At 67.9% G+C, this 22,379-nt stretch carries 18 protein-coding genes and 1 riboswitch; of the genes, 9 read left to right on the forward strand and 9 right to left on the reverse strand.

Annotation, left to right across the window (positions count from 1 at the left end; all coding sequences use genetic code 11):
• Positions 1 to 239 precede the first annotated feature (239 nt).
• The 8 genes from BLU08_RS07680 to BLU08_RS15390 form a co-directional block, all read right to left on the reverse strand.
• Positions 240 to 857 (reverse strand): hypothetical protein, encoded by a 618-nt coding sequence (locus BLU08_RS07680; protein WP_090197706.1) that lies wholly within the window; start codon positions 855 to 857, stop codon positions 240 to 242.
• A 49-nt stretch (positions 858 to 906) separates the two neighbouring features.
• A complete protein-coding gene (locus tag BLU08_RS07685) occupies positions 907 to 1,950 on the reverse strand; it encodes a macro domain-containing protein (protein ID WP_090197709.1) in 1,044 nt (347 codons plus the stop codon).
• Positions 1,951 to 1,967: 17 nt separating this feature from the next.
• Entirely contained in the window at positions 1,968 to 2,615 is a 648-nt protein-coding gene (locus BLU08_RS07690; RefSeq protein ID WP_090197712.1) for a DUF4433 domain-containing protein, read from the reverse strand.
• A gap of 54 nt (positions 2,616 to 2,669) precedes the next feature.
• Positions 2,670 to 3,200 (reverse strand): DUF3833 family protein, encoded by a 531-nt coding sequence (locus BLU08_RS07695; protein WP_090197715.1) that lies wholly within the window; start codon positions 3,198 to 3,200, stop codon positions 2,670 to 2,672.
• Entirely contained in the window at positions 3,197 to 3,820 is a 624-nt protein-coding gene (locus BLU08_RS07700) for a DUF3365 domain-containing protein (RefSeq protein WP_090197718.1), read from the reverse strand. Before BLU08_RS07700 ends, BLU08_RS07695 begins: the two co-directional genes overlap by 4 nt.
• Positions 3,817 to 4,224 (reverse strand): EthD domain-containing protein, encoded by a 408-nt coding sequence (locus BLU08_RS07705; RefSeq protein ID WP_090197721.1) that lies wholly within the window; start codon positions 4,222 to 4,224, stop codon positions 3,817 to 3,819. The genes BLU08_RS07700 and BLU08_RS07705 overlap by 4 nt, the downstream gene beginning before the upstream one ends.
• A 71-nt stretch (positions 4,225 to 4,295) precedes the next feature.
• Positions 4,296 to 6,176, reverse strand: coding sequence for a phosphomethylpyrimidine synthase ThiC (thiC, locus tag BLU08_RS07710; RefSeq protein ID WP_090197724.1), 1,881 nt, complete (start codon positions 6,174 to 6,176; stop codon positions 4,296 to 4,298).
• 37 nt (positions 6,177 to 6,213) lie between these two features.
• Positions 6,214 to 6,360: riboswitch (TPP riboswitch) on the reverse strand.
• A 42-nt stretch (positions 6,361 to 6,402) separates the two neighbouring features.
• Positions 6,403 to 7,821, reverse strand: a complete 1,419-nt coding sequence (locus BLU08_RS15390; protein WP_197676850.1) for a hypothetical protein — start codon at positions 7,819 to 7,821, stop codon at positions 6,403 to 6,405.
• A gap of 200 nt (positions 7,822 to 8,021) precedes the next feature.
• Here BLU08_RS15390 and BLU08_RS07720 point away from each other — a divergent pair, with 200 nt between their 5' ends.
• From BLU08_RS07720 to BLU08_RS07735, 3 genes are all read left to right on the forward strand, one after another.
• Positions 8,022 to 9,851, forward strand: a complete 1,830-nt coding sequence (locus BLU08_RS07720; protein WP_172801001.1) for a YadA-like family protein — start codon at positions 8,022 to 8,024, stop codon at positions 9,849 to 9,851.
• A 149-nt stretch (positions 9,852 to 10,000) separates the two neighbouring features.
• Entirely contained in the window at positions 10,001 to 11,467 is a 1,467-nt protein-coding gene (locus BLU08_RS07730) for a hypothetical protein (RefSeq protein ID WP_157674481.1), read from the forward strand.
• Between the two features lie 345 nt (positions 11,468 to 11,812).
• Entirely contained in the window at positions 11,813 to 13,888 is a 2,076-nt protein-coding gene (locus BLU08_RS07735; protein WP_090197739.1) for a S9 family peptidase, read from the forward strand.
• Positions 13,889 to 13,975: 87 nt separating this feature from the next.
• On the opposite strand, the gene BLU08_RS07740 is transcribed toward BLU08_RS07735, so the two are convergent.
• On the reverse strand, positions 13,976 to 15,064 hold the full coding sequence (locus BLU08_RS07740; protein WP_233995900.1) for a MipA/OmpV family protein: 1,089 nt from the start codon (positions 15,062 to 15,064) through the stop codon (positions 13,976 to 13,978).
• Positions 15,065 to 15,435: 371 nt separating this feature from the next.
• Here BLU08_RS07740 and crtY point away from each other — a divergent pair, with 371 nt between their 5' ends.
• From crtY to BLU08_RS07770, 6 genes are all read left to right on the forward strand, one after another.
• Complete coding sequence (gene crtY / locus BLU08_RS07745; protein ID WP_090197742.1) at positions 15,436 to 16,713, forward strand: lycopene beta-cyclase CrtY; 1,278 nt, start codon at positions 15,436 to 15,438, stop codon at positions 16,711 to 16,713.
• A gap of 56 nt (positions 16,714 to 16,769) precedes the next feature.
• On the forward strand, positions 16,770 to 18,278 hold the full coding sequence (locus tag BLU08_RS07750; protein ID WP_090201158.1) for a phytoene desaturase: 1,509 nt from the start codon (positions 16,770 to 16,772) through the stop codon (positions 18,276 to 18,278).
• Between the two features lie 107 nt (positions 18,279 to 18,385).
• Positions 18,386 to 18,754 (forward strand): endonuclease domain-containing protein, encoded by a 369-nt coding sequence (locus tag BLU08_RS07755; RefSeq protein WP_090197745.1) that lies wholly within the window; start codon positions 18,386 to 18,388, stop codon positions 18,752 to 18,754.
• Positions 18,751 to 19,332, forward strand: coding sequence for a TIGR00730 family Rossman fold protein (locus BLU08_RS07760; RefSeq protein ID WP_090197748.1), 582 nt, complete (start codon positions 18,751 to 18,753; stop codon positions 19,330 to 19,332). Before BLU08_RS07755 ends, BLU08_RS07760 begins: the two co-directional genes overlap by 4 nt.
• 19 nt (positions 19,333 to 19,351) lie before the next feature.
• Complete coding sequence (locus BLU08_RS07765; protein ID WP_090197752.1) at positions 19,352 to 20,317, forward strand: phytoene/squalene synthase family protein; 966 nt, start codon at positions 19,352 to 19,354, stop codon at positions 20,315 to 20,317.
• 57 nt (positions 20,318 to 20,374) lie between these two features.
• Positions 20,375 to 22,294: an acetyl/propionyl/methylcrotonyl-CoA carboxylase subunit alpha gene (locus BLU08_RS07770; protein WP_090197755.1), complete on the forward strand. Its 1,920-nt coding sequence runs from the start codon at positions 20,375 to 20,377 to the stop codon at positions 22,292 to 22,294.
• Positions 22,295 to 22,379: the final 85 nt, after the last annotated feature.

Genomic DNA, 22,379 nt, shown 5'->3' on the forward strand with positions numbered 1-22,379 from the left:
GGGCGGGCGGTCGCCCTTGCGGCGGCTGCGCCGCCGGAACAGTTCTGCCTTCGCGCGTTCGTGCAAAAGCCATTGGCGCGAGGCCTCGCATGGTTGCGCGGGAACCGGTCGCGCAGCGACCGCGAGGCCACGCGGCCGAGCCGCAGGTGCCCCGCCGCACCAGCGGCGGGAACAGCACCGAGGACGCGCCGCCGGATGGCGGCGCACGAAACAAGAAAGTTTACAAAGTTTACACCCTGTCACCTTTCCTCGTCGCGCGCATATTCCTGTAAAATCGCCATTATTTCCTCGTCGGAGGGTTCGGACGGACACGGGGCGGGGAGCGAAAAACGCCGGATCGCCTCGATCTCGCCCGGGTCATCGGGGCTGGCGGCGCCGGTTTCGACCTCCTCGCCCGCCTCGACCTTTTCGAGCAGCGCCTCGAAATCGCGCGCGTGGCGTTCGGCCATCGGGCCGAGCCGCCCGAAATTCGGATTCCCGCCGAGCGTGAAGCGGCCCAGCAGCGCGACCGTCAGCCGCTCGTCATAGCGGCGGTAGGAGCCGACCTGCTCGCCCTGGTAATATACCGGCACCTCGACCCCGTTCAGCGCCCGCTCGAGCGCGGCATGGGCGAGCACGTCATAGGAATGGTGAAAGGCGACCTCCCAGGCGAGATCGAAGGGCTTGCCCTTGAGCCGCGAGCGCAGGCGATAGGCCGACTGGCGGGACCTGCCGACCGAGCGCGCGGCCTCGGTGACGGAATGCGTCGCCGAAAGCGCGCGCAGGAAGGCGGCCTGGGTTGCGAGGGTCCAGCCGTCCTCGCGGATCTTGCGACGGCTGGCGGAAGGGGCGGAGCGGGGGGCGGGTTCGTGCGGCATCCGGGGAGGATGCAATGGGATGGGGGGAGTAGGAAAGGGGGATAGATGGCTACGACGGTGGCAGCCATCCTCCTGATTCAAGCCGTTCGAATGCAATATCGATCTGCCGTTGAGTGAAATTAGATTTGCGCTTGCTCCAGAGCCCGAACACATCGCGTACGTCCGTGGAGTTCCGCGCACCTTCTTGCCATATAGCCCAATGAGTCGTTGCTAGAAGCTCTAGGCCGAGCGGCGTTTCGAAACCTCGCACAAGCTCATCAATGCGGCCGAAAGTAATCGCAGTTTCCTTATCAGCTTCGATGACAAGTTGCGCAGCTTCAAGCGCACCGGGAACGATCTCAATTTTTTTGTCAGGTTGGTCGCCGCCGAAGCCGTATCCAGCCGTGTAGTAACCCTCCATATCATTCAAGACATGACGTAAATTCTCAGCGTACGGCCCGTAATGTGCCTTCTGGAAGCGCAGGCGCATATTTAACCCGCCACTTTGCAAAAAATACGCCAGCTTGTGCAATTCGAGAAGAGTAATATTCGGCTCCATCAGCCCACGCATGTATCTGTCGATGAGGCTCACTAGTGCCGCCCGGAGGGGAGATAACGTCGGGCCCGCCTTTTTACGTTGCCGCTTTATTTTGTCTGCATCAGGAAGAGGCTCGAATAAAATAACTTTAACCAATTCCAAGTCCCCTAGCGCGTGGATGATGCGAGCTTTGACTGCGGGCCATGGCAGTCCTCCCAAACCAGAACCCAATGGCGGAAGTGCAATTGATTGAATACGCCGCTCAACGATAACGGATCGGAGATCAATTAGGCCTGCTTCAATATCTTCCAATCGACTATTGCCCCGCCAATGTCTTTTGGTCGGAAAATTGATGATGAAGCGAGGGTTCGTTAGCTGATTTGTCGTATGCACATGCATCTTACCAGGAACGACCTCTCCGGCTGCGCAGGCGATAGCGTAATCTTCGAAATTCGAGGGATAGGCATCCTTAAATTGTAAAGCGATGCCTCGCCCCATGACACCGACACAATTTACCGTGTTGACCAAGGCCTCGGCGTCGGCGGTCAGCAAGTTTCCTTGTGCAACTTGGATCATTTCTCTCTCCCCCTCCGTCAATAATACCATGCACGGATTATCTCGATATTGGGGCGATGGACCGTGCTGGGTATCGCGTCGGACACGTGTTGGGCGACGGTCTGATCGATGACACCCACCCGCTCTACCAAGGCCCAAGGGAACCCACCTTCGAGCAAAAATTCGGCCTGCTTAGCGTCCTTTGTTTCTGGCGTACTGAAGTCAGTTCCTAGGACCGCCGGCCAGTTCAGCTCTGGGAGATCTTCCCAGTCAGTGCGGAACTCAGCGTAGTTCGCAGAAGCATTGCCTAGGGTGAAGGCCCAACGTTTGTCTCGAACCCGCGCCCACTCCACAACGGCCTTCATATCGGCTTGCAGATGCACAATCGGCCTCTGCCCTCCTCTGTAATTGAGGTTCGGATGGTTCGCTTTGTGAATTACGTAAAGCATCAGCGATCTAGAACAAAAATAGAACGGAACGCAAGCCCCGACAGTCAGCCCGAGATGCCCGTCGACGGGACGGGACAGGCGGTGTGCTTTCAAACTCTGCATGCCTATGACGGTGCCGCAACCGTCGCGTCCGTTCATTTCGGTATCTGGCAACAGGCCCCCAGCAGCGATCACTGACGGCAAGCGATCGACATGCAGAATATGGTAGATTTTTGGGCGATCAGGCGGCGCGCTCATCCACGTCGAATAATCCGCTTACGGCATATGAACAAGCGAACTCGCGTCAGCCCCTCACCCCCGCACGATCTCCTCCGCCAGCACGGCGACGGTCACGCCCATCAGCTCCACCTTAAGCTCGTTGTAGGCGCGGCTCCCGTCCGGCGACAAAGTCAGCCGCTGGGTCACGTCGTAATTGCCGTCCATGCGGTAGCTGATCGTCAGCAGGTTGCCTTTCGCATATAGCTCCACCAGCCCGTCGGCGTCGGTCAGCGCGCCCTCCCAGCGGCCTTCGCCTGCTTCACGGATTTCCCAGCGGCGGGTGCGCGGGGGCTTGTCGCCCTCGAACACCACCTGCTCCAGTTCGAGCACGCCGGGGCGCAGCATCCGCCCGGCGCTTTCGACCCGCAGCGGGACCGTGCCGGAGACGACCTTGTCGAGTTCGCCCCGCCCCGTGCTCATGCCGGCGAAGAACACCAGCGGGTCGAAAAAGGGCGCCTCGGCGCGCGGGACGGGGTCGAAGCCTTCATCGGGCAGGGTGGCGCAGGCGGCGAGCGCGAGGAGCGCGGCGGGGAGCGGCGCCGCGAGGGCGGCGCGCGGCCTCATGCGCCGAAGCTGCCGGCGGGCCAGGAGATGAGCAGCGCGCCGCGCAGGTCCCCGGGCTCGAACCCGGTCGCGGCGTCATCCGGGTAGAGGCTTTCGATATGGGCCTCAAGCTCGGGATCGATGGCGGGGCCATGGCAGGCGGAACAGGGCTGTTCGGCCATGGGGATCGCGCTGAGAAAATGGACCCGCCCGTCCTCGGCCTGCCAGATGCGGCGGGCGGGCGCGCCGTCCACGACCGGCTCTGCCGCGAGCGAATCGTATTGCGCCTGCATTTCCGGGGGCACGCCGCCCTGCGGATTGCGGTGGAGCGCGGCGATGCGGGTGACGCGCGCGCCGCTTTCCTCCGAAGCGGATTCGGCCAGCGCGGGGGCGACCTGCTGGCACACGCTGACGGCGTTCTTCGCGCCTCCGGTCTCAAGCGCGCTCTTGAGCTGGGTCCTGAGGTCCGCGGCGAAGCCCTGCGCGATCGGCGCCGAACGCGCCGCGACCGCCGCTTCGTCGAGCGGGGCGGGCGCGGGTTCGGTTTCGTCCCCGCCTTCGCCCCCGCCCGCACACGCGGCGAGCGCGAGCGGCGCCCATGCCGCCAGGAACCCGCGCCCGGTGATGCGCCCGTCGTTCATCTGCTTGCCTCCTCGACCTGTTCGCCGCCGATTACCGCGTTCGCCGCGCTGAGGAAATAGCGGCTGCGCGCAAAATCGATGAAGCGCGCCTCGTCGGCTGCGAGGATCGCGGCGTGGCGGCGGGCTTCCTCGCTCGACCCGGCCGCGGCGAGCGCCGCCTCGCTGTCGAACCAGATTTCCGCGATGCCGTCGAAATCCTCGCCCTCGCCGCAGGGGATGCCCTGCGCCCCGGCGAGGCGGCAGGCAAGGTCGCTCGTCAGCGTGTGCTGCTGGTGATAGCGGCGGATGCCGAGCGCCTCGCTCGCCGCGACGACCAGCGGGGCGTGGGTTTCGCGCCAGTAGCGCTGAAACTGCGCGCGGGTGAGCGTCGGCAGGCGGTGGAGGCAATAGGTGATGCGGATCATGCGGGAGGCCTTGCGAACCGGACCCGGCGGCGGCCATGGCCCCGCCGGGTCCTCTCCATCCTATTGCGTCCTCATTCGGCGGCGTCCTCGGGCAGGTAGAGGCGGCGGCCCTTGGCGTCGTAGAGCCTGCTCATCTCCTCCATGCCCTTCTCCGCCTCTGCCACCGCCTCGGGCGAGGTCGCGGCGAGGAAGCTGTCGGGGTCCGAATTCTGCTTTGCCGCGAAATCGCGCACTTCCTGGCTGATCTTCATCGAGCAGAACTTCGGCCCGCACATCGAGCAGAAATGCGCCGTCTTCGCGCCTTCGGCCGGCAGGGTCTGGTCATGGTACTGCTCGGCCGTGTCGGGATCGAGGCTGAGGTTGAACTGGTCGCGCCAGCGGAATTCGAAACGCGCCTTGGAGAGCGCATCGTCGCGGACCTGCGCCGCCGGATGGCCCTTGGCGAGGTCGGCTGCGTGCGCGGCGAGCTTGTAGGTGACGACGCCCACCTTGACGTCGTCGCGGTCGGGCAGGCCGAGATGTTCCTTGGGCGTGACGTAGCAGAGCATCGCGGTGCCGTACCACCCGATCTGCGCCGCGCCGATGCCGCTGGTGATGTGGTCGTATCCCGGCGCGATGTCGGTGACGAGCGGGCCGAGCGTGTAGAACGGCGCTTCGCCGCAGGCGGCGAGCTGCCTTTCCATGTTCTCCTTGATCTTGTGCATCGGGACATGGCCCGGGCCTTCGATCATCACCTGCACGTCCTGTTCCCAGGCGCGCTTGGTCAGCTCGCCCAAGGTGTAGAGCTCGGCGAACTGGGCTTCGTCATTGGCGTCGGCGATCGATCCGGGGCGCAGGCCGTCGCCCAGCGAATAGGCGATGTCATAGGCCTTCATGATCTCGGTGATCTCGTCGAAATGTTCGTAGAGGAAGGACTCCTTGTGGTGGGCGAGGCACCATTTCGCCATGATCGACCCGCCGCGGCTGACGATGCCCGTGACCCGCTTTGCCGCCATCGGCACGAAGGGCAGGCGAACGCCGGCGTGGATGGTGAAGTAGTCGACGCCCTGTTCGGCCTGTTCGATCAGCGTGTCGCGGAAGATTTCCCAGGTAAGGTCCTCTGCCACGCCGCCGACCTTCTCCAATGCCTGGTAGATCGGCACGGTCCCGATCGGCACGGGGCTGTTGCGGATGATCCATTCGCGCGTGTCGTGGATGTTGCGGCCCGTCGACAGGTCCATGATCGTGTCCGCGCCCCAGCGGGTCGCCCAGACCATCTTGTCGACTTCCTGCGCCACGTCCGAGGCGACCGCGGAATTGCCGATATTGGCGTTGATCTTGACGAGGAAATTGCGCCCGATCGCCATCGGTTCGCTTTCGGGGTGGTTGATGTTGGACGGGATGATCGCCCGCCCCCGCGCCACTTCGGAGCGGACGAATTCGGGGGTGATGACATCGGGGATTTCCGCGCCCCAGCTTTCCCCGTCGCGCACGAGGTCCGCGGCGATCTCGCGGCCGAGGTTCTCGCGTTCTGCGACATATTCCATTTCGGGCGTGATGATGCCGCGCCTCGCATAGTGCATCTGCGTGACGTTCGCGCCCGCTTTCGCCCGCAGGGGACGCTTCACGACATTGGGGAACTGCGCGACCCCGCCCGAACGGTCGGGACCGAGTTGCCCGTTGTCCTCGGGCCTGACCTCGCGGCCCTCGTAATCCTCGACATCGCCGCGCGCCATGATCCACTCGCGCCGCAGCGCCGGGAGGCCCGCGTGGATGTCGATGTTCGCATCCGGATCGGTGTAGGGGCCGGAGGTGTCGTAGACGCGCACCGGCGGCTCCCCGCCTTCGAGCATGATCTCGCGCATCGCGACTCGCACGCCGGTTCCGGTGCGCGCGCCGACATGGATCTTGCGGCTGCCGCGGATGGGTCCGGTGGTGACGCCGATTTCGACGGGGCTGTTGATGTCGGCCATGAAAGCTCTCTCCTCATGGACGAAGAAAGCGGTTTCTGGGTGCCGACCAGACCACTCCCTCCGCCGATGCTAATCGGTTCAGGTTCGACGGGTCGTGTGGAGCATACCCACACCTCTCAGGCTTTCCGTTTGCCCATCCGCGCGCGAGGCGAGGATGGCGGAGCTGCCTCCCCGGGGTGCGACGACACATACAGGTTTTGCCGGGCGGTGTCGAGACTTGCCGGCGTCAGACCAGCACGAAGGCCGATGCGCCGGCCGCCGATCCGCTGACGATCCTGTCGAGGGTCGAGCCGCGCACCGCGACCTCGTGCGGGGTCCCCTGCGCGAAGGAGGTGACGAGCTGGAGCGCCGCCGCACCGGGGAAATCGGCATCGTTGAAGGTCGAATCGAGAATCTCGACCCGGCCGGGGTCGGTCGTGGCGGGCGAATTGTGAATACCGAAGATGTTCTTCGCCGCCGCCGCCTCGCTGGTGCAGCCCTCCATCACCATCAGGTGTCCGTTGGACAGGCCGCAGCCCTGCAGCCAGGTCTGCTGGAGCGGCGAGCCGACGAAACGCACGTTCTTCATCACCGAGACGAGCGGGAAACGGAGGCTCGCGCCATCGCGCTCGTCGCGGCGGCTGAGACCGTTCGCGTTGTCGATGTGGAGCGCATAGCCCCGCCCCCGGTTCTCGATCTCCATGTCCTCGATCCGGAACGAGAAGGGCGCCTCCAGCACCGGCGCGGTGCCGCCGGTATCGGGCAGGAAAAGGCGGGTGTCCCCGCGTCCGCGCAGGGTGACGAACGGCGGGACGAGCAGCCCTTCGTCGATGCCGCCGCTGCGCAAGGCGGGCATTTCCTCCGACCAGCCGTCATCGACGCATTCGATCAGCACCTGGTTCGAAAAGGCGGCGATGTCCGAACAGGGAAAGGTCGAACGGGCGATCGGCGTGCCCGTGCGATAGAGGCTGCGGATCGCGGCGGCGAAGCTGTTGAAATGGGTCGCACCCGCCGCGCCCGCCCCGACCGTCAGGCGCACCGCCGGTTCCGCCGCGGCGGCGAAGCGGGCGTGGATATCCTCGCGGGTGAGCACGCGATCGGGCTCGATGCCCGCTTCGGCCGGGGCGGTGTAGGTGGTGAGCGCGGTGCGGTTCCAGTCGATCCGCGACCAGTCGACCCGGGCGAGCGCGGTGATGCCCGTGTAGGAGGGCAGGGTGCGCTGCGAGAACAGCACCGTATCCGGTATCCCGCCGGTGAAATCGCGGTCCCCCTGCCGCGCCCACATCGCGACATCGGTGCCGCTCGCGGCGTCCCGCAGGATCAGCCGCACGCGGTAGAGGTTCGATCCCGGGAAGAAGGCGGTTTCGTAGTTCAGCAGGTAATCCGCTGCGGGATCGCCGCCCTCGACATGGATGTCGGTGACGAGCGCGCGCAGGTAATCGTCGGCCACCGCCGCCCGGAACGGCGAATTCGCGGCCTGCGTGGGAGTGGGGGTCGGGGTCGGGATCGGCGTGGGCGTCGGCGCAGGGGCCGGGCCGGAAGGCGGGCCGCCGGTCGCTGGCGGCTGCGAACCGCTCCCGCTCCCGCTCCCGCCGCCGCCGCCGCCGCACGAGGCCAGCGCAAGCGCGCTCGCACCGGCAAGGACGCCCCTTCTCGAAAAGTGCAAGATGCCGCTCCCGTCTGGTCGCGCGGTCGTCGTGCGCAAAATGGATGTTGTCCTTGTGGGCTAGCACCGATCCGGAGGCAACACCGTTACCGGCTTTCCCTTTGAACGGCCTAGGTTCTTTCCCCGAGAGCCCGCGAAGGAAAGGCCGCGCCCATGCGGGGTGCCGCCGGCGCCTTCCCCCGTCATGCGAAGGAAAGACCATGCCCCGTCCCGCGCCCCGGATCGTCCCTCCCGCACCGCTCTGCCCGGCTGCGGCTGCGCTCGCCCGCATGGCGCTTGCCGCCGCCGTCCTTGCCGCGCTGGTCGCCGGTGCGCCCGCCGCGGCGGACGGGGCGGCCCAATGCACGCTCGACGGTGTTTCCCCGCCCGTGGTCGCCACGGCCGAGGACGGGCTCCAGTGCGGCCGCACGGCAAGCGCGGGGGGAAGCTTCGCCACGGCTCTCGGCAACGACGCCGATGCCTCCGGGGACCGCGCGGTGGCGGTCGGCAACGCCGCCCGCGCGCCCGGCACGGCGAACACCGCTATCGGCCAGTTCGCCCGGGCGGGGACCACGGCCGCCACCAGCAATGCGAGCGCGCTGGGCCAGGGCGCGCTGGCCGATGCCTCGGGCGCGACCGCGCTCGGGGCGGGCAGCCGGGCGACCGGCGGAAACGCGGTCGCGATCGGGCTGTTCTCGGACGCGGGGGCGGACAATGCGATCGCGGTCGGCCGTTTCGCCGATGCCGGAGCGGCGGGCGCGATGGCGCTCGGCCGGTCGTCCGCCGCGACGGCGGCGCGGGCGCTCGCGATCGGCGAACTCGCCGACGCGCGCGAGGCGGAAAGCATCGCGCTCGGCGGATCGGCCGATGCGAGCGCGGCGGGCGCGATGGCCCTCGGTCAGGGCAGCGCGGCGAGCGCACAGGGCGCGGTCGCGCTCGGCCGTCTCTCCGTCGCCGACGAGGCGAACACGGTCGCGGTCGGATCGGCCAGCCTGCAGCGCCGGATCGTCCACGTCGCCGCCGGGATCGCCGACAGCGACGCGGTCAATCTCGGCCAGTTGAACAGCGCGCTCGGCGATGCGATCGCCGGGATCGAGGTCGGCGCGCCGACGCCCTATCTCGCGATCAGCTCGGCGGGGATCGCGGCGAGCTCGAGCGGGACCGACACGATCGCGCTCGGGCGCGAGGCGAACGCGGAAGGGCTCAACACCACCTCGCTCGGATCGGGCACCACGGCGACCGGCGTGCAATCGACCGCGGTCGGATCGGGCGCGGGGGCGACGGGGGTGGGCGCGCTCGCCTTCGGTGCCTTCTCTCAGGCGCGCAGCAGCTTTTCGACCGCGCTCGGCTATTCCGCCTTCGCGCCCGCGGACCAGGCGACCGCGATCGGCAACCGCGCGCAGGCGACGAACCTCGGGGCCACCGCGATCGGGTTCGAGACCCGCGCGCTCGCGACCGATTCGGCGGCGATCGGCACAGGCGCGGCGGCGAACCATGCCGGCGCCACCGCGATCGGCGCGGGCGCGGCGACCAGTGCGGCGCGGCAGGTCGCGCTCGGCGGGGCGGGCAGCGCGGTGAGGATCGGCGACATCGAGGCCTCGACCCTCGCGCAGGTCGGCCCGGTCGATGTCGTCACCGTCGATGCTAACGGCACGCTCGGGCGGCAGCAGGCCGCGAGCGCCGCCGCGGTCGCCAACATGCGGGTTTCGATGAACAGCCTCGCGGCGATCACCGACGCGCAGTTCGGCGCGCTCGAAAACCGGGTGAACGGCCTCGATGCGCGCCTCGCAGGCCTGGACTTCCGGCTCGAGGAGGTCGACCGGCGCGCGCGCGGCGGGATCGTGGCGGCGATGGCGCTGGCCGGGCAGATGGTGGTGCCGGACAGCAATCTATCGGTCAGCCTCAACGCCTCGACCTTCGGCGGCGAACAGGGCTTTGCCGGATCGCTCGCGGCGCGGCTCGGGCAACGGCTCTACCTCTCGGCCGGCATCGCCGGGTCGAGCGCGCCGGAAAGCACCGGCGGGCGGGTCGGCCTCGCGGTCGGTTTCTGAGCGCCGCACCGCGTTTGCGCCGCCCGGAGCGCAAGCCATTCCGGGGCAAGCGGATTTTCGGGTTTCCCGGCCCGCACCCCGGCCTTAAGGCACGGGACCTGCGGGGATGCAGCGCAATCGATCAAGAGGCAGGAGGAACAGTCCCGGTCATGGCGTGTTCGAGGCGATCCTTTCTTGCGGGCGCGAGCGCGCTCGCCCTTACGGCCTGCGGCGGCGGAGGGAGCAAGCCCGCCGCGCCGCCCGCCGCGTCGCCCTCCCCCTCGCCGACGCCCGGCCCGACGCCGACCCCTTCGCCCGCCCCGACGCCGACCCCGACGCCGGCCCCGTCCCCTGCGCCGAGCCCGCCGCCGTCCGGCAACGACCCCTATGATCCGACCGCCACCGCGCTCGACCCCTACCTGGCCGCGATCACGCGCGAGCTCGTCCTCACCAATGCCAAGGCGCGCGATTACCGGGTCTCGCTGGTCGAAACCTCGCTCTCCCGTTTCCGGATGCACATCTGGGACGAACAGCTCGGACGGCAGGTCGCGTTCTTCGAGCTGCGCGATCCCGATTACGACGACCTGCCCGAGCGGATCCTGCTCAATTCCACCAACCCGCTCGATTCGCGGCAATTCTCGGGGATGCAGGGCTGGATCAAGCTCGATCCGGCGGGGATCGTGCCGAGCGCCGCGGTCTTCCAGTTCGCCACCTTCGAGGAAGGGCGGATCAACCGCCGCAACGTCTCCACCCGCAGCGATTACACCGACAGGCACTGGGCGGACGGTTTCGACGAGGTCATCGCGGTCGGCCCGACGCGGGAATTCACGACGATCCGCGCCGCGCTCGAAAGCCTCTATGACGGCGGCCCGCTGGCCGATCCCGACAATCCCTCGCAACTGCCGGTGTGCCTGCGCGCGAACCCGTTCCACCGCATCGCGCTGGTGTTCGATCCCAAGGAGACGCCCTATCTCGGCGTGAGCGAGCACGTGCCCGACTGGGTCTGGCTCGGCGGGCGCACGCGCGAGGGCGTGGTGTTCGAACACGCGCCGGGCGCGCAGCGCTCGATCATCGAAGGGCACGCGAACACCGGCGCGTTCGATCTTACCATCCGCGCCACCGCCCCGCCCGGTTCCGGCGGCAGCCTGCGCTATGGCTGGCACACCGATCACGTGCACGTCTTCCAGACGCCCGACAGCGAGGGCGAGGTCAATCGCAACTACACCGCCGAATTCCGCCGCGTGCGCTTCGTGGTCGGGCCGCGCGCGAACGCCCAGGTCTTCGGGGCCGGCATCGGCGTGCAGGCCGCCGTGATCTTCCGCGACTGCGTGTTCGACTGCGAGAACTCCGGCTATCGCGGCATCCTTGCCGCGGCGAACAATTCCTCCGGCACGATCGGCGGCGGGCGCTTCACCTTCGTCGGCTGCCGCGACGCGAGCGGGCGGACCGGCTCGCCTGCGACGATCGGGGTGCAGGCCAAGACCCGGGCGGACGAACCGGGCGTCGTCAGGATCGACGACTGCGCGGATTTCCGCCGCATCGCGTTGAGCGGCGATCATCCCGGACAGTGGCGGCTGACCGGGAACACGCCGATGGAGGTCGTCTCGCAGATCCCCGGCGACGACATGACCGGCTGAGAGCGGGCGAACGGCCCACGACGCCGCGCTCCCGTGGGGCCGCACCCGATGGCGCCGCATCCGATCGCGCCGCATCCGATGGCGCCGACCGGGCCGCGGCGCGAATTGCTGCGACCGAGGTCGATAAGCCCCCCTCCGCCCGCCCCTCCGCCGGGGGCCGGATGGCCGCGCCGTCGCCGCCTGCGCCCCGCGCCTGCGTCGCCGCCGCCATGTCCCGCCCCCGCAAACCCGCCCGCGTCCCGGACGCTCGCGGCGCGCCCGGTCGCGCCCACGTTGCGCTCACCGGCGCGGCCGTTATGTACGCGCGCAGCACGCCGTCACGGCAAGGAAAGGATCCCAATCCGAATGACCCGCATCACCCTTCTCGCCGCCGCGCTCACCGCCTCGGTCTCGCTCGCCGCGACCGCCGCCAGCGCGCGCCCGATGACGCCCGAGGACGTGGCGAAGCTCGAGGCGCTGGGCGCGATGGCGGTCGCGCCCGACGGGAGGAGCATCGCCTACACCACCGGATCGCACCCCGACGTGACCGAGGGCGAGGAGGACGGCGGCTATCGCGGCGAGCTCAAGGTGGCGACCGGCCCGAACGAGGCGCGCGCCTATCTGCCCGACGACATCAGCCCCGGACAGGTCGCATTCGCCCCCGACGGGTCGATGGTGACCTTCCTCTGGGCCAGGGACGCGGACGAAACCGCCGTCTGGGGCGTGCCGGTCGCGGGCGGGACCTACCGGAAACTCGCCGCCGTGCCGGACGCCGGCGTGCGCGCCTACGAGATCGCGCCCGACGGCAAGGCGATCTACATGCTCGCCGGGCCCGGCCCGGACGAGCGGCGCGAGGCCGAACACGAGGCGGGCTTCGATGCGAAGGTCTACGAGGAGGAATTCCGCCCCGCCCGCCTGTTCGCGGCGACGATCGGCGAGGAACCGGACGAGAACCCGCGCGAGATCGCCCTGCCCGGCTTCGTCAGCGCCTTCGACGTCGCGCCCGACGGCGAGCGCGCGCTCGTCCTGACGGCGCCCACCCCGCTGGTCGACGACAGCTACACCTCGATGCGCGTAAACCTGATCGACCTCGCCACCGGCGAGGTGACCGCGGTGGTCGAGACGCCGGGCAAGCTCGGCGATGTCGAATGGTCGCCGGACGGGACGCAATTGTCACTTATCGCGGCGGTCGACATGAACGATCCGGCGGCCACCACGCTGCACCTCGTCGATGCGGCGACCGGCGAATATCGCGCGCTCAACGCCGGGGCCGCGGAAGCCGCGGTCGATGCCGAATGGCTCGATGACGGCCGGCTCGCCGCGGTCATCCACATCGGCGCGCGCTCGGCCCTGCGGATCTACGATGCCGACGGGGCGCTGGCGGAGGAACACGATCCCGGCTCGCTCATCCTCACCCGGGTCGAGGCGGCGGGCGGAACGCTCGCGGTCGCGGCCGACAGCCCGCTGCACCCGAGCGAGCTTTTCGTGTGGGATTCAGGCGCCCCCGGCTCGGAGGAAACCGGCAAGTTCCGGCGCTGGACGACGCACAATCCCTGGCTGGCCGAAATCGATTTCGGCAGGCAGCGCCGCTACACCTACACGGCCACCGACGGGCAGGAGATCGAGGGCGTGCTGATCGAACCGGTCGGCGGCGCTCCGGCGGGTGGCGCGCCGACCATCATGAACATTCACGGCGGGCCCGAGGCGCACGAAAGCAACGGCTGGCAGACCGCCTATTCCAAGCCCGGCCAGGTCGCCGCGGGACAGGGCTATGCCGTGTTCCTGCCGAACTATCGCGGCTCGACCGGCTACGGTGTCGCCTTCGCCAAGCAGCACCAGGGCAGGTATACCGACCCAGAATTCCGCGACATCGTCGATGCGAAGAAGGCGCTGGTGGCCGAAGGGATCGCCGATCCCGACCGCACCGGGATCACCGGCGGGTCCTATGGCGGCTATGCGAGCGGATGGGGCGCGACCTATTATTCGGACGAATTCGCCGCCGCCGTGATGTTCGTCGGCATTTCGAACCAGGTCAGCAAGTTCGGCACGGGCGACATTCCCAACGAGATGCACAACGTCCATTCGCTCGCCTGGCCCTGGGAGGACTGGCTCGGGATGCTCGAGGTTTCGCCGGTCTATCACGTCGACAAGGCGAACACCCCGATCCTCATCATGCACGGCGAGGACGACACGCGGGTCGATCCGGGCCAGAGCCTCGAGCTCTATCGCAGCATCAAGCTTAGGAAGCCCGAGGTCCCGGTCCGACTGGTGTTCTATCCGGGCGAGGGGCACGGCAACCGGGGCGCGGCGGCGCGTTACGATTACAACCTTCGCATGATGCGCTGGTTCGACACCTATCTCAAGACGGGCGACCGCCGCGCGCCCCTGCCCGACCCGCGCCCGACGCTCGCCGAAGGCGCGGTGGCGACAGGCGAGGAATAGGGCCATCGGGCGGGGCAGCCGGAAACTGCCCCACCCCTTCGCAGGTCAGCCCCGTCCCTTCGCAGGTCAGCAGCGCCCCTTCGCAAATCAGAACGTGTAGCCGACCCCGATCCCGCCGATGAACTGGTCGGGATTGCCGCGCAGGGCCGTGTAGGGCGTGTCTTGCGCGTCCCCGAACAGGCGCGAATAGCCCGCCACGCCGTAGATGCTGAAGCCCCCGTCGAGCACGTTCCCGCTGAGGTCGTAATTGATGATCGCCGTCGTCCCGGCGCTGTTGAGCCCGCCATCGGCGCGGAATTGCGGCAGGCCGCTCGCCGCGCTCTGGGCTGGGTCGACGGTGAAATAGTAGTCGGCGAAGCTGTCGTCGACGAACTGCATCCCGACCTGCAGGTTGATCACCGTCGCCGGGCCGAGCGGCGTGGTGTAGCCGATGTTCGGCTCGACCAGCATCCCGTTATGCGCGCCGAGGATGTCCCAGCGCACCTGGGTCGCCACGGTCAGCGAATCGAACCGGTTGAGCACGCGCGGAAAGCTCACCCCGGCATTGACACCGACTTCCGCAGCGACATCGAGCTTGCCCGCGGCTTCCACCACTTCGTCGACGATGCGCGCATTGCGGTCGTTCCTGATGCGGAAGGCGGGGCCGAACTGGAAGCTGGTCCCGCCGGGCTGGCCGGGCACGGCGCGCTGCGAAAGCAGGTTGAGCGTGATGCCTGGGCCGTTCGGGTTGAGCCCCACGCCGCCCAGCCGGCCGACGATCAGCGGCAGGGGAAAGACGATGTAGTCGTCCGACCCGGCATAGCTGGGGACAAGTCCCGCGCCGAGGCCGAGCGTCACCCAGTTGCGGTCGAACACCGGCTTCATGCCCTGCATCCCAGTCGGCAGCCGCGCGTCGGCCGGGGCCTCCTCCTCCCGCGCCGGCTCCGGCTCCTGTTCCCGCTCCTGCTCCTGCTGCGCCCCGTCCTGCGGGGCCGCGGAAGCGGGCGCGTCCTGCGCGCCCTTCGCTGCGGCGAGATCGAAGCCGGCGTCGCCCTCCGCTCCCGCCGTCACCCGATCGGCACCGAGGGCGGCGGGCTCGGCGCGCAGGGCGTGCGCTTCACCGGCAGCGGCGGGGGCGGCGAGCGCCAGCGCGAGGGCGGAGGAGAGCGGGAGCGAAAACGGCGGGGGTGACTTCACGGGGGACAACTCCTGGCGGGCTGGATCGGGGACGAGGGACCGGCGAGGCCCGGGGACGAGGGGCGCGGCCGGCGTCGGCTGCACCGGGCCTTTCCCTCCCCGGTTCGCCTCGCCGCCGCCCGGCTCGACATATCCTTTCACCCGTGGGCGCCGGGGGGCAAGACCCTGTTCAAGCGGGGCGGCTCTTGGCAATGGCATGGCGTGCATCGGACCCCATCGGCCTATTTCATGCGATTGCCGCAATCAATCCCGCGCGCCCGCGCCCGTTCCGTGCCTTTCCCGCTGCGCGGCAGCGGGGGCGGCAACGGCGGCGTCACCCGGGCGGGCTTGTCATTGCTCCCCCCGGCGGCGCGGGGTAGGGCTGGAGCGGCATGAGCGACTCGTCCCCGACCCCCGCCACCGGCCCCGAGGCGCAGCGCGGACCGAAGCCGGCCGAGCTCGAACCGCGCGACGTCGTGATCGTCGGCGGCGGGCTCGCAGGCGGCCTGCTTGCGCTCGCGCTGCTGCGCCGCGCGCCCGCAATCCGCTTCACCCTTGTCGAGGCGGGCAAGACGCTCGGCGGCAACCACCGCTGGAGCTGGTTCGCGACCGACCTTGCCGAAGCCTGCGCCGACCTGCTCGGCGAATTCCCGCTGGCGCGCTGGGATGCGGGCTACGACATCGCCTTTCCGGGCTATGGCCGCACGCTCGGCACCTCCTATCGCTCGCTCGCCTCGGAGGATTTCCACAAGCATCTCGCCGCGGCGATCCCGGCGGAAAACCTGCTTCTCGGCAAGCGCGTGGCCGGGCTCGACGCGGGCGGCGTGACGCTGGCGGACGGGACGCGGATCGCGGCCAGGCGCGTGGTGGACTGCCGCACCTTCAGGCCGTCGGACAAGCTCGCGGGCGGGTGGCAGGTCTTCCTCGGCCAGCACATCCGCTGCCACGAACCCCACGGCCTCACCCGCCCCGTCATCATGGACGCGACGGTCGACCAGCTCGCCCCCCACGGCAACGGCGCGGCCTACCGCTTCGTCTATGTCCTGCCCTTGAGCGAGGACGAGGTCTTCGTCGAGGACACCTATTACGCCGACCACCCGCGGATGGACCGCGACCTGCTGGCCAGCCGCACCCGCGCCTATGCCCGCACAAAAGGCTGGCGCGGCGAGGTGATCGGCAGCGAAACGGGCATCCTGCCGGTGATCTCGGGCGGGGATTTCGAAGGCGTGATCGAAGACCTCGCCATTCCCGGCGTCGCCATCGCCGGATCGCGCGGCGGCTTTTCGCACCCGCTCACCAGCTACACCCTGCCCTTCGCCGCTTCCAACGCGGTCGAAATCGCCGCGCTGCTGGCCGATCACCCGGACACCACGGGCGAGGACCTGGCGCGCTTCTGCGAGGATCGCGCGCGGCACCACTGGCGCGAGACGAGCTTTTACCGGATGCTTTCGCGGATGCTGTTCGAAGCGGCCGATCCCGGACGGCGCGTCAACGTGTTCAAGCATTTCTACGGCCTGTCGGGCGAGCTCGTCGAACGTTTCTATGCCGGCCAGTCGACCTGGCCCGACCGGCTTCGCATCCTCAGCGGCAAGCCGCCCGTAGCTATAGGCCGTGCGATGCGTGCGATGGTTTCGCGCGGAAAGCCTTTCAGAATGGAGAAAACGGCATGAACGCCGAAACGCCGATTGCCCCGACAAACCCCGCCGGTCGCGGGATCGATCCCGCGATGGCCGGACGCTATGCCGGCAGGAAGGCCTGCGTCATCGGCTCGGGATTCGGCGGCATGGCCCTTGCCCTGCGGCTCCAGTCGCACGGCATCGCGACCACCGTGGTCGAGGCGCGCGACAAGCCCGGCGGGCGCGCCTATTTCTGGGAAAAGGACGGTTTTACCTTCGATGCCGGGCCAACCGTCATCACCGACCCGCCCTGCCTCGAGGAGCTCTGGCAGCTGACCGGCCACGACATCGCCGAGGATGTCGAGCTGATGAAGGTCATGCCCTTCTATCGCCTCAACTGGCCCGACGGTACGAATTTCGACTATTCGAACGACGAGGACAGCCTCAACGCCGAGATCGCCAAGCTAGAACCCGAAGACGTGGTGGGCTATGCGCGCTTCCTCGAATATTCGCAGCGCGTCTACGAGGAAGGCTATCTCAAGCTCGGGACCGTGCCCTTCCTCGATTTCAAGACCATGCTGAAAGCCGCCCCGGCGCTGGTGCGCGAACAGGCCTGGCGCAGCATCTATTCGATGGTGTCGAGCTACATCAGGAACGACAAGCTGCGCGAAGCCTTCAGCTTCCATTCGCTGCTGGTCGGCGGCAATCCGATGAAGACCTCGAGCATCTACGCGCTGATCCACAAGCTCGAAAAGGACGGCGGCGTGTGGTGGGCGCGCGGCGGCACGAACCGCCTGATCGCCGGGATGGTGCGCCATTTCGAACGGCTCGGCGGGACGATGCGCGTCGGCGATCCGGTGGTGCAGGTCCACACCATGGGCACGCGCGCGACCGAGGTCGAAACGAAATCGGGCTGGAAACAGCGTTTCGACGCCGTCGCTTCCAATGCCGACATCATGCATTCCTACAAGGACCTGCTGTCGGGTTCGCAGCGCGGGCAGAAGATGGCGAAGTCGCTCGGCCGCAAGAGCTTTTCGCCCAGCCTGTTCGTGGTCCATTTCGGGCTGAAGGGCACGTGGCCGGGCATCGCGCACCACATGATCCTGTTCGCCAACCGCTACAAGGGCCTGCTCGACGACATCTATTCGAACGGCGTGTTGCCGGAGGATTTCGCGATCTACCTGCACCACCCGACCGTCACCGATCCCTCAATGGCGCCTGCGGGCATGAGCACCTTCTACGCGCTCGTCCCCGTCGCCCACATGGGCAAGATGCCGGTCGACTGGGACGAGGTCGGGCCGAAACTCGAAAAGATGATCCTCGACGAGCTCGAACGCCGCCTGATCCCCGACATCCACGAACGGATCGTGACCAAGTTCAGCTACGCGCCCAAGGATTTCGCGACCGACCTTTCCGCCCACATGGGCAGCGCCTTCAGCCTCGAACCCGTGCTGTGGCAGAGCGCCTACCTGCGCGGCCACAACCGCGACGACGTGATCGGGAACTTCTACCTGGTCGGCGCGGGCACCCACCCGGGCGCGGGCATTCCGGGCGTGGTGGGGAGCGCGAAGGCCACTGCCGGGCTGATGCTGGAGGACCTGGCGCGGGTGGACGCGTGATCCTCCCCGACACGGGGAGGGGGACCATGCGCAGCATGGTGGAGGGGCACCCCGCGTGATTACCGGCCCGCGCGACACGGTGAAGCGCGCGCAAGCTGCGGAGCGAGATGTCGCTGCCGGAAACCCTGCTCTGGCGTGAGCTTCGAAAGCGACCGGGCGGATACAAATTCCGTCGCCAGCATCCGGCAGGAGAATTCGTGCTGGACTTCTACTGCACGAGGGCGCGGCTCGACATCGAGATCGACGGCTGGGTACACGAAAGCACCCAGAGGGCCGAGCGCGACGGTCAGCGCTCGGCATTCCTTCGTTCGCAGGGGATCGCGACAACGCGTATTCCGGCCAAAAGGGTGCTTGAAGATTTGGACGCGGTCATTACGCGGCTGGTCGTGATTTGCGATGAACGGATTGACAAGGTGATGATGCCCCTCCACCAGCCTGCGGCTGGCCCCCCTCCCCGTTCCGGGGAGGAATCATGAAACGTCTTGCCGTCTATTGCGGCTCCGCCAGTCCGGCCGATCCTCGCTATATCGAGCTGGCCGAAGATGTCGGCGCCGCGCTTGCCCAGCGCGGGATCGGCGTGGTCTATGGCGGCGGCAGGCTCGGCCTGATGGGCGCGGTCGCCAAGGGCGCGAAGGCGGCCGGCGGCGAGGTCATCGGGATCATCCCCGAAAGCCTCGTGCGCGCCGAGGTCGCGAATCACGACTGCGACGAGCTGATCGCGGTCTCCGGGATGCACGAGCGCAAGCAGAAGTTCACCGACCTCTCCGACGGTTTCGTGACCCTGCCCGGCGGGGTCGGCACGATGGACGAATTGTGGGAGGCGATGAGCTGGGCGCAGCTCGGATACCATTCGGACCCGGTCGGGCTCCTCAACGCCTACGGTTTCTTCGACCATCTCATCGCCTTCAACGCGCACATGGCAGCGGTCGGTTTCGTGCGGCCCGCGCACCAGAACATCCTGATCCACGCCACGCGCCTGCCCGACCTGCTCGACAGGATGCAGGCCTATGTTCCCCACACCCCGATCTTCCGCATGAAGGCCGAGGACCTCTAAAAGGGCGGGCGGCGCGGCGATGGGCGTGGAACCCTCTTTCGAACCGACACGCCGCGCGCAGCTGGTCGAACACGCGCGCCTTGCGATCAAGCACGGCTCGCAGAGCTTTTCCGCCGCCGCGCGCCTGTTCGATCCCGAAACGCGCGAGCGGGCGTGGCTGCTCTACGCCTGGTGCCGCCGCTGCGACGACATCGCCGACAACCAGCACATGGGCGGCGAACTGGGCGACCAGTCCGACCTCGCGACGCGCCTCGCCCATATCCGCCGGCTCACCGCGCGCGCCTTCGCGGGCCAGCCGACGGGCGACCCGGCGTTCGACGCGCTGGGCATCGTCGCGAAGGAATGCGGGCTGACGCCGGCCATGGCCGAGGACGTGATCGCGGGCTTCCAGCTCGACGCCGAGGACTGGCGCCCCCGGACCGAGGCCGACATGATGCGCTATTGCTATCATGTCGCGGGCGCGGTCGGGGTGATGATGGCGGTGGTGATGGGGGTTTCGCCCGAGGACCGGGAAACGCTCGACCGGGCGAACGATCTCGGGCTTGCCTTCCAGCTTTCCAACATCGCGCGCGACATCGTCGAGGACGACGCGGCGGGGCGGTGCTACCTGCCGATCGAATGGCTGGTCGAACAGGATATCGAGCCCGGCCAGCATACGAAACCGCACCATCGCCGCGAACTCGCCGCCATGGCCGCGCGGCTGGTCGCGCTGGTCGAAAAGCACGAGGCGGCGGCGCGCGTCGGGGCGGAACGCCTGCCCTTCCGCAGCCGCTGGGCGGTGCTTTCCGCCGCGCGCATCTACGGCGCGATCGGGCGCAAGGTGCGCGCCCGCGGGACCGAGGCGTGGAACAGCCGCACCTATGTCCCGCGCTGGGAAAAGGCGCTCTACGGCGCGCGTGCGTTCCTGTCGGCCGCGATCAACCGCGAGAAGCACCCGGACGGGCCGATCACCTGGGGGATCGCGGATTTCCGGCCTTCGGGCTGACCCTCGCCGCCATTCCCCGTCTCGACACCCGCGCGGGGGCCGGTTAACCCGTCGGCGATGATAACAAAGCTCCTGATTGCCAATCGCGGCGAGATCGCCTGCCGCATCATCCGCACCGCGCGGACCATGGGGATCGCGACGGTCGCGGTCTATTCCGATGCCGATGCCAGGGCGCTGCACGTGCGCCAGGCCGACGAGGCGGTGCATATCGGCCCCTCGCCCGCTGCCGAAAGCTATCTCGTCGGCGAAAAGATCATCGCGGCGGCGAAGGAAACGGGAGCCGAGGCAATCCATCCGGGCTACGGTTTTCTTTCGGAGAACGCGGCCTTCGCGCAAGCCGTGCTGGAAGCGGGGCTGATCTGGGTCGGGCCGAAGCCCGCCAGCATCGAGGCGATGGGCCTGAAGGACGCTGCCAAGGCGCGGATGATCGAGGCGGGCGTTCCTGTCACCCCCGGCTATCTCGGCGCGGAGCAGTCGCTTGAACGGCTGACCACGGAGGCCGAGGCGATCGGCTACCCCGTCCTCATCAAGGCGGTCGCGGGCGGCGGCGGCAAGGGGATGCGCAAGGTCGATGCCCCCGCCGACTTCGCCGCGATGCTGGAAAGCTGTCGCCGCGAGGCCAAGGCGAGCTTCGGCAATGACGAGGTCCTGCTCGAAAAGTGGATCACCTCGCCTCGCCATATCGAGGTGCAGGTGTTCGGCGACGCCCACGGCAACGTCGTCCACCTGTTCGAGCGCGACTGCTCGCTCCAGCGCCGCCACCAGAAGGTGATCGAGGAAGCCCCCGCCCCCGGCATGGACGCGGCCACCCGCGAAGCGATCTGCGCCGCCGCCGTGCGCGCTGCCAAGGCGGTCGATTACGAGGGTGCGGGCACCATCGAATTCATCGCCGACGCGTCGGAGGGGCTGAGGGCGGACCGCATCTTCTTCATGGAGATGAACACGCGGCTTCAGGTGGAGCATCCGGTCACCGAGGAAATCACCGGCGTCGATCTGGTCGAATGGCAACTGCGCGTCGCGAGCGGCGAGGCGCTGCCCAAGCGGCAAGATGAGCTGTCGATCAACGGCCACGCGATCGAGGCGCGGCTCTATGCGGAGGATCCCGCCAAGGGGTTTTTGCCGAGCACGGGAACGCTTGAGCATCTCAAGTTCGGCGACCTCGAGCGCGTCGAAACTGGTGTAGAGAGCGGTGGTATAATCTCACCCTTCTACGATCCCATGATCGCGAAACTCATCAGCCATGCGGAAACACGCGATCAGGCAATTGACGATCTAAAGAATGGACTGACCACCACGGAAGTCTGGCCGGTCCGGACGAATGCGGGATTCGTAGCTTGCGCGATCGACGACGAAGATTTCCGCAATGCCGTATTGGATACCGGCTTTATCGAACGCAAAGGCGGAAAGCTCATTCCATCGACCGCCGCAGATGACGCCACATGGAAAGTCGCGGCGATGCTCTCGACTGATCGTTGCAATGAAGCTCCATTTGCTGGATTTCGCCTCAACGCTCCAAAGCGCAACACAGTAGCGATCTCCGGCCTCGAAGGCGCGCGGGTCATCGACCTCGATGAAGCGTGGTCAGATACGCTTCGTGTCGTTAGCGACGATGGCGACCTTTACTCCACTGACGCAGGTGATGCGCCGGTGATGACGGGGACGGTCATTGGCGAGACAATCGTCGTTTTCAACGAGGGTTCTGCCTTCGATTTTGCACTGGCGGCGCGCGGCACCAGCCAAGCCTCCGCCGCCAATGGCGCGATCATTGCTCCCATGCCGGGCAAGGTCATCGCGGTCGATGTCAGCGAAGGCCAGACCGTCACCGCCGGGCAGCGGCTGATGGTGCTCGAGGCGATGAAGATGGAACACGCCCTCACCGCGCCCTTCGACGGGGTGATCGAGGGGTTGGCGGTCAGCGCCGGCGGGCAAGTGCAGGTCGAGGCGGTGTTGTGCACGGTGGTGCCTGCGGGGGAGTAATGCGCGTAAATCTCCCCTCCCCTTGGGGAGGGGTCGGGGGTGGGGGTTCGACATCCGCGGGCGTGGTACACCCATCCCCCAACCC

The sequence above is a fragment of the Erythrobacter sp. HL-111 genome (assembly GCF_900105095.1).
Taxonomy (GTDB): Bacteria; Pseudomonadota; Alphaproteobacteria; order Sphingomonadales; family Sphingomonadaceae; genus Erythrobacter.

What these genes read in the sequence shown, in the direction of transcription:
- crtY (WP_090197742.1), top strand. Translation starts at nt 15,436, where the DNA reads ATGAGCGACTCGTCCCCGACCCCCGCCACCGGCCCCGAGGCGCAGCGC.
- thiC (WP_090197724.1), bottom strand. Translation starts at nt 6,176, where the DNA reads ATGGCCGACATCAACAGCCCCGTCGAAATCGGCGTCACCACCGGACCC.
- BLU08_RS07730 (WP_157674481.1), top strand. Translation starts at nt 10,001, where the DNA reads ATGGCGTGTTCGAGGCGATCCTTTCTTGCGGGCGCGAGCGCGCTCGCC.
- BLU08_RS07700 (WP_090197718.1), bottom strand. Translation starts at nt 3,820, where the DNA reads ATGAACGACGGGCGCATCACCGGGCGCGGGTTCCTGGCGGCATGGGCG.
- BLU08_RS07695 (WP_090197715.1), bottom strand. Translation starts at nt 3,200, where the DNA reads ATGAGGCCGCGCGCCGCCCTCGCGGCGCCGCTCCCCGCCGCGCTCCTC.
- BLU08_RS07685 (WP_090197709.1), bottom strand. Translation starts at nt 1,950, where the DNA reads ATGATCCAAGTTGCACAAGGAAACTTGCTGACCGCCGACGCCGAGGCC.
- BLU08_RS07720 (WP_172801001.1), top strand. Translation starts at nt 8,022, where the DNA reads ATGCCCCGTCCCGCGCCCCGGATCGTCCCTCCCGCACCGCTCTGCCCG.
- BLU08_RS07750 (WP_090201158.1), top strand. Translation starts at nt 16,770, where the DNA reads ATGGCCGGACGCTATGCCGGCAGGAAGGCCTGCGTCATCGGCTCGGGA.
- BLU08_RS07705 (WP_090197721.1), bottom strand. Translation starts at nt 4,224, where the DNA reads ATGATCCGCATCACCTATTGCCTCCACCGCCTGCCGACGCTCACCCGC.
- BLU08_RS07735 (WP_090197739.1), top strand. Translation starts at nt 11,813, where the DNA reads ATGACCCGCATCACCCTTCTCGCCGCCGCGCTCACCGCCTCGGTCTCG.
- BLU08_RS07765 (WP_090197752.1), top strand. Translation starts at nt 19,352, where the DNA reads ATGGGCGTGGAACCCTCTTTCGAACCGACACGCCGCGCGCAGCTGGTC.
- BLU08_RS07770 (WP_090197755.1), top strand. Translation starts at nt 20,375, where the DNA reads ATGATAACAAAGCTCCTGATTGCCAATCGCGGCGAGATCGCCTGCCGC.
- BLU08_RS07760 (WP_090197748.1), top strand. Translation starts at nt 18,751, where the DNA reads ATGAAACGTCTTGCCGTCTATTGCGGCTCCGCCAGTCCGGCCGATCCT.
- BLU08_RS07755 (WP_090197745.1), top strand. Translation starts at nt 18,386, where the DNA reads ATGTCGCTGCCGGAAACCCTGCTCTGGCGTGAGCTTCGAAAGCGACCG.
- BLU08_RS07690 (WP_090197712.1), bottom strand. Translation starts at nt 2,615, where the DNA reads ATGAGCGCGCCGCCTGATCGCCCAAAAATCTACCATATTCTGCATGTC.
- BLU08_RS07680 (WP_090197706.1), bottom strand. Translation starts at nt 857, where the DNA reads ATGCCGCACGAACCCGCCCCCCGCTCCGCCCCTTCCGCCAGCCGTCGC.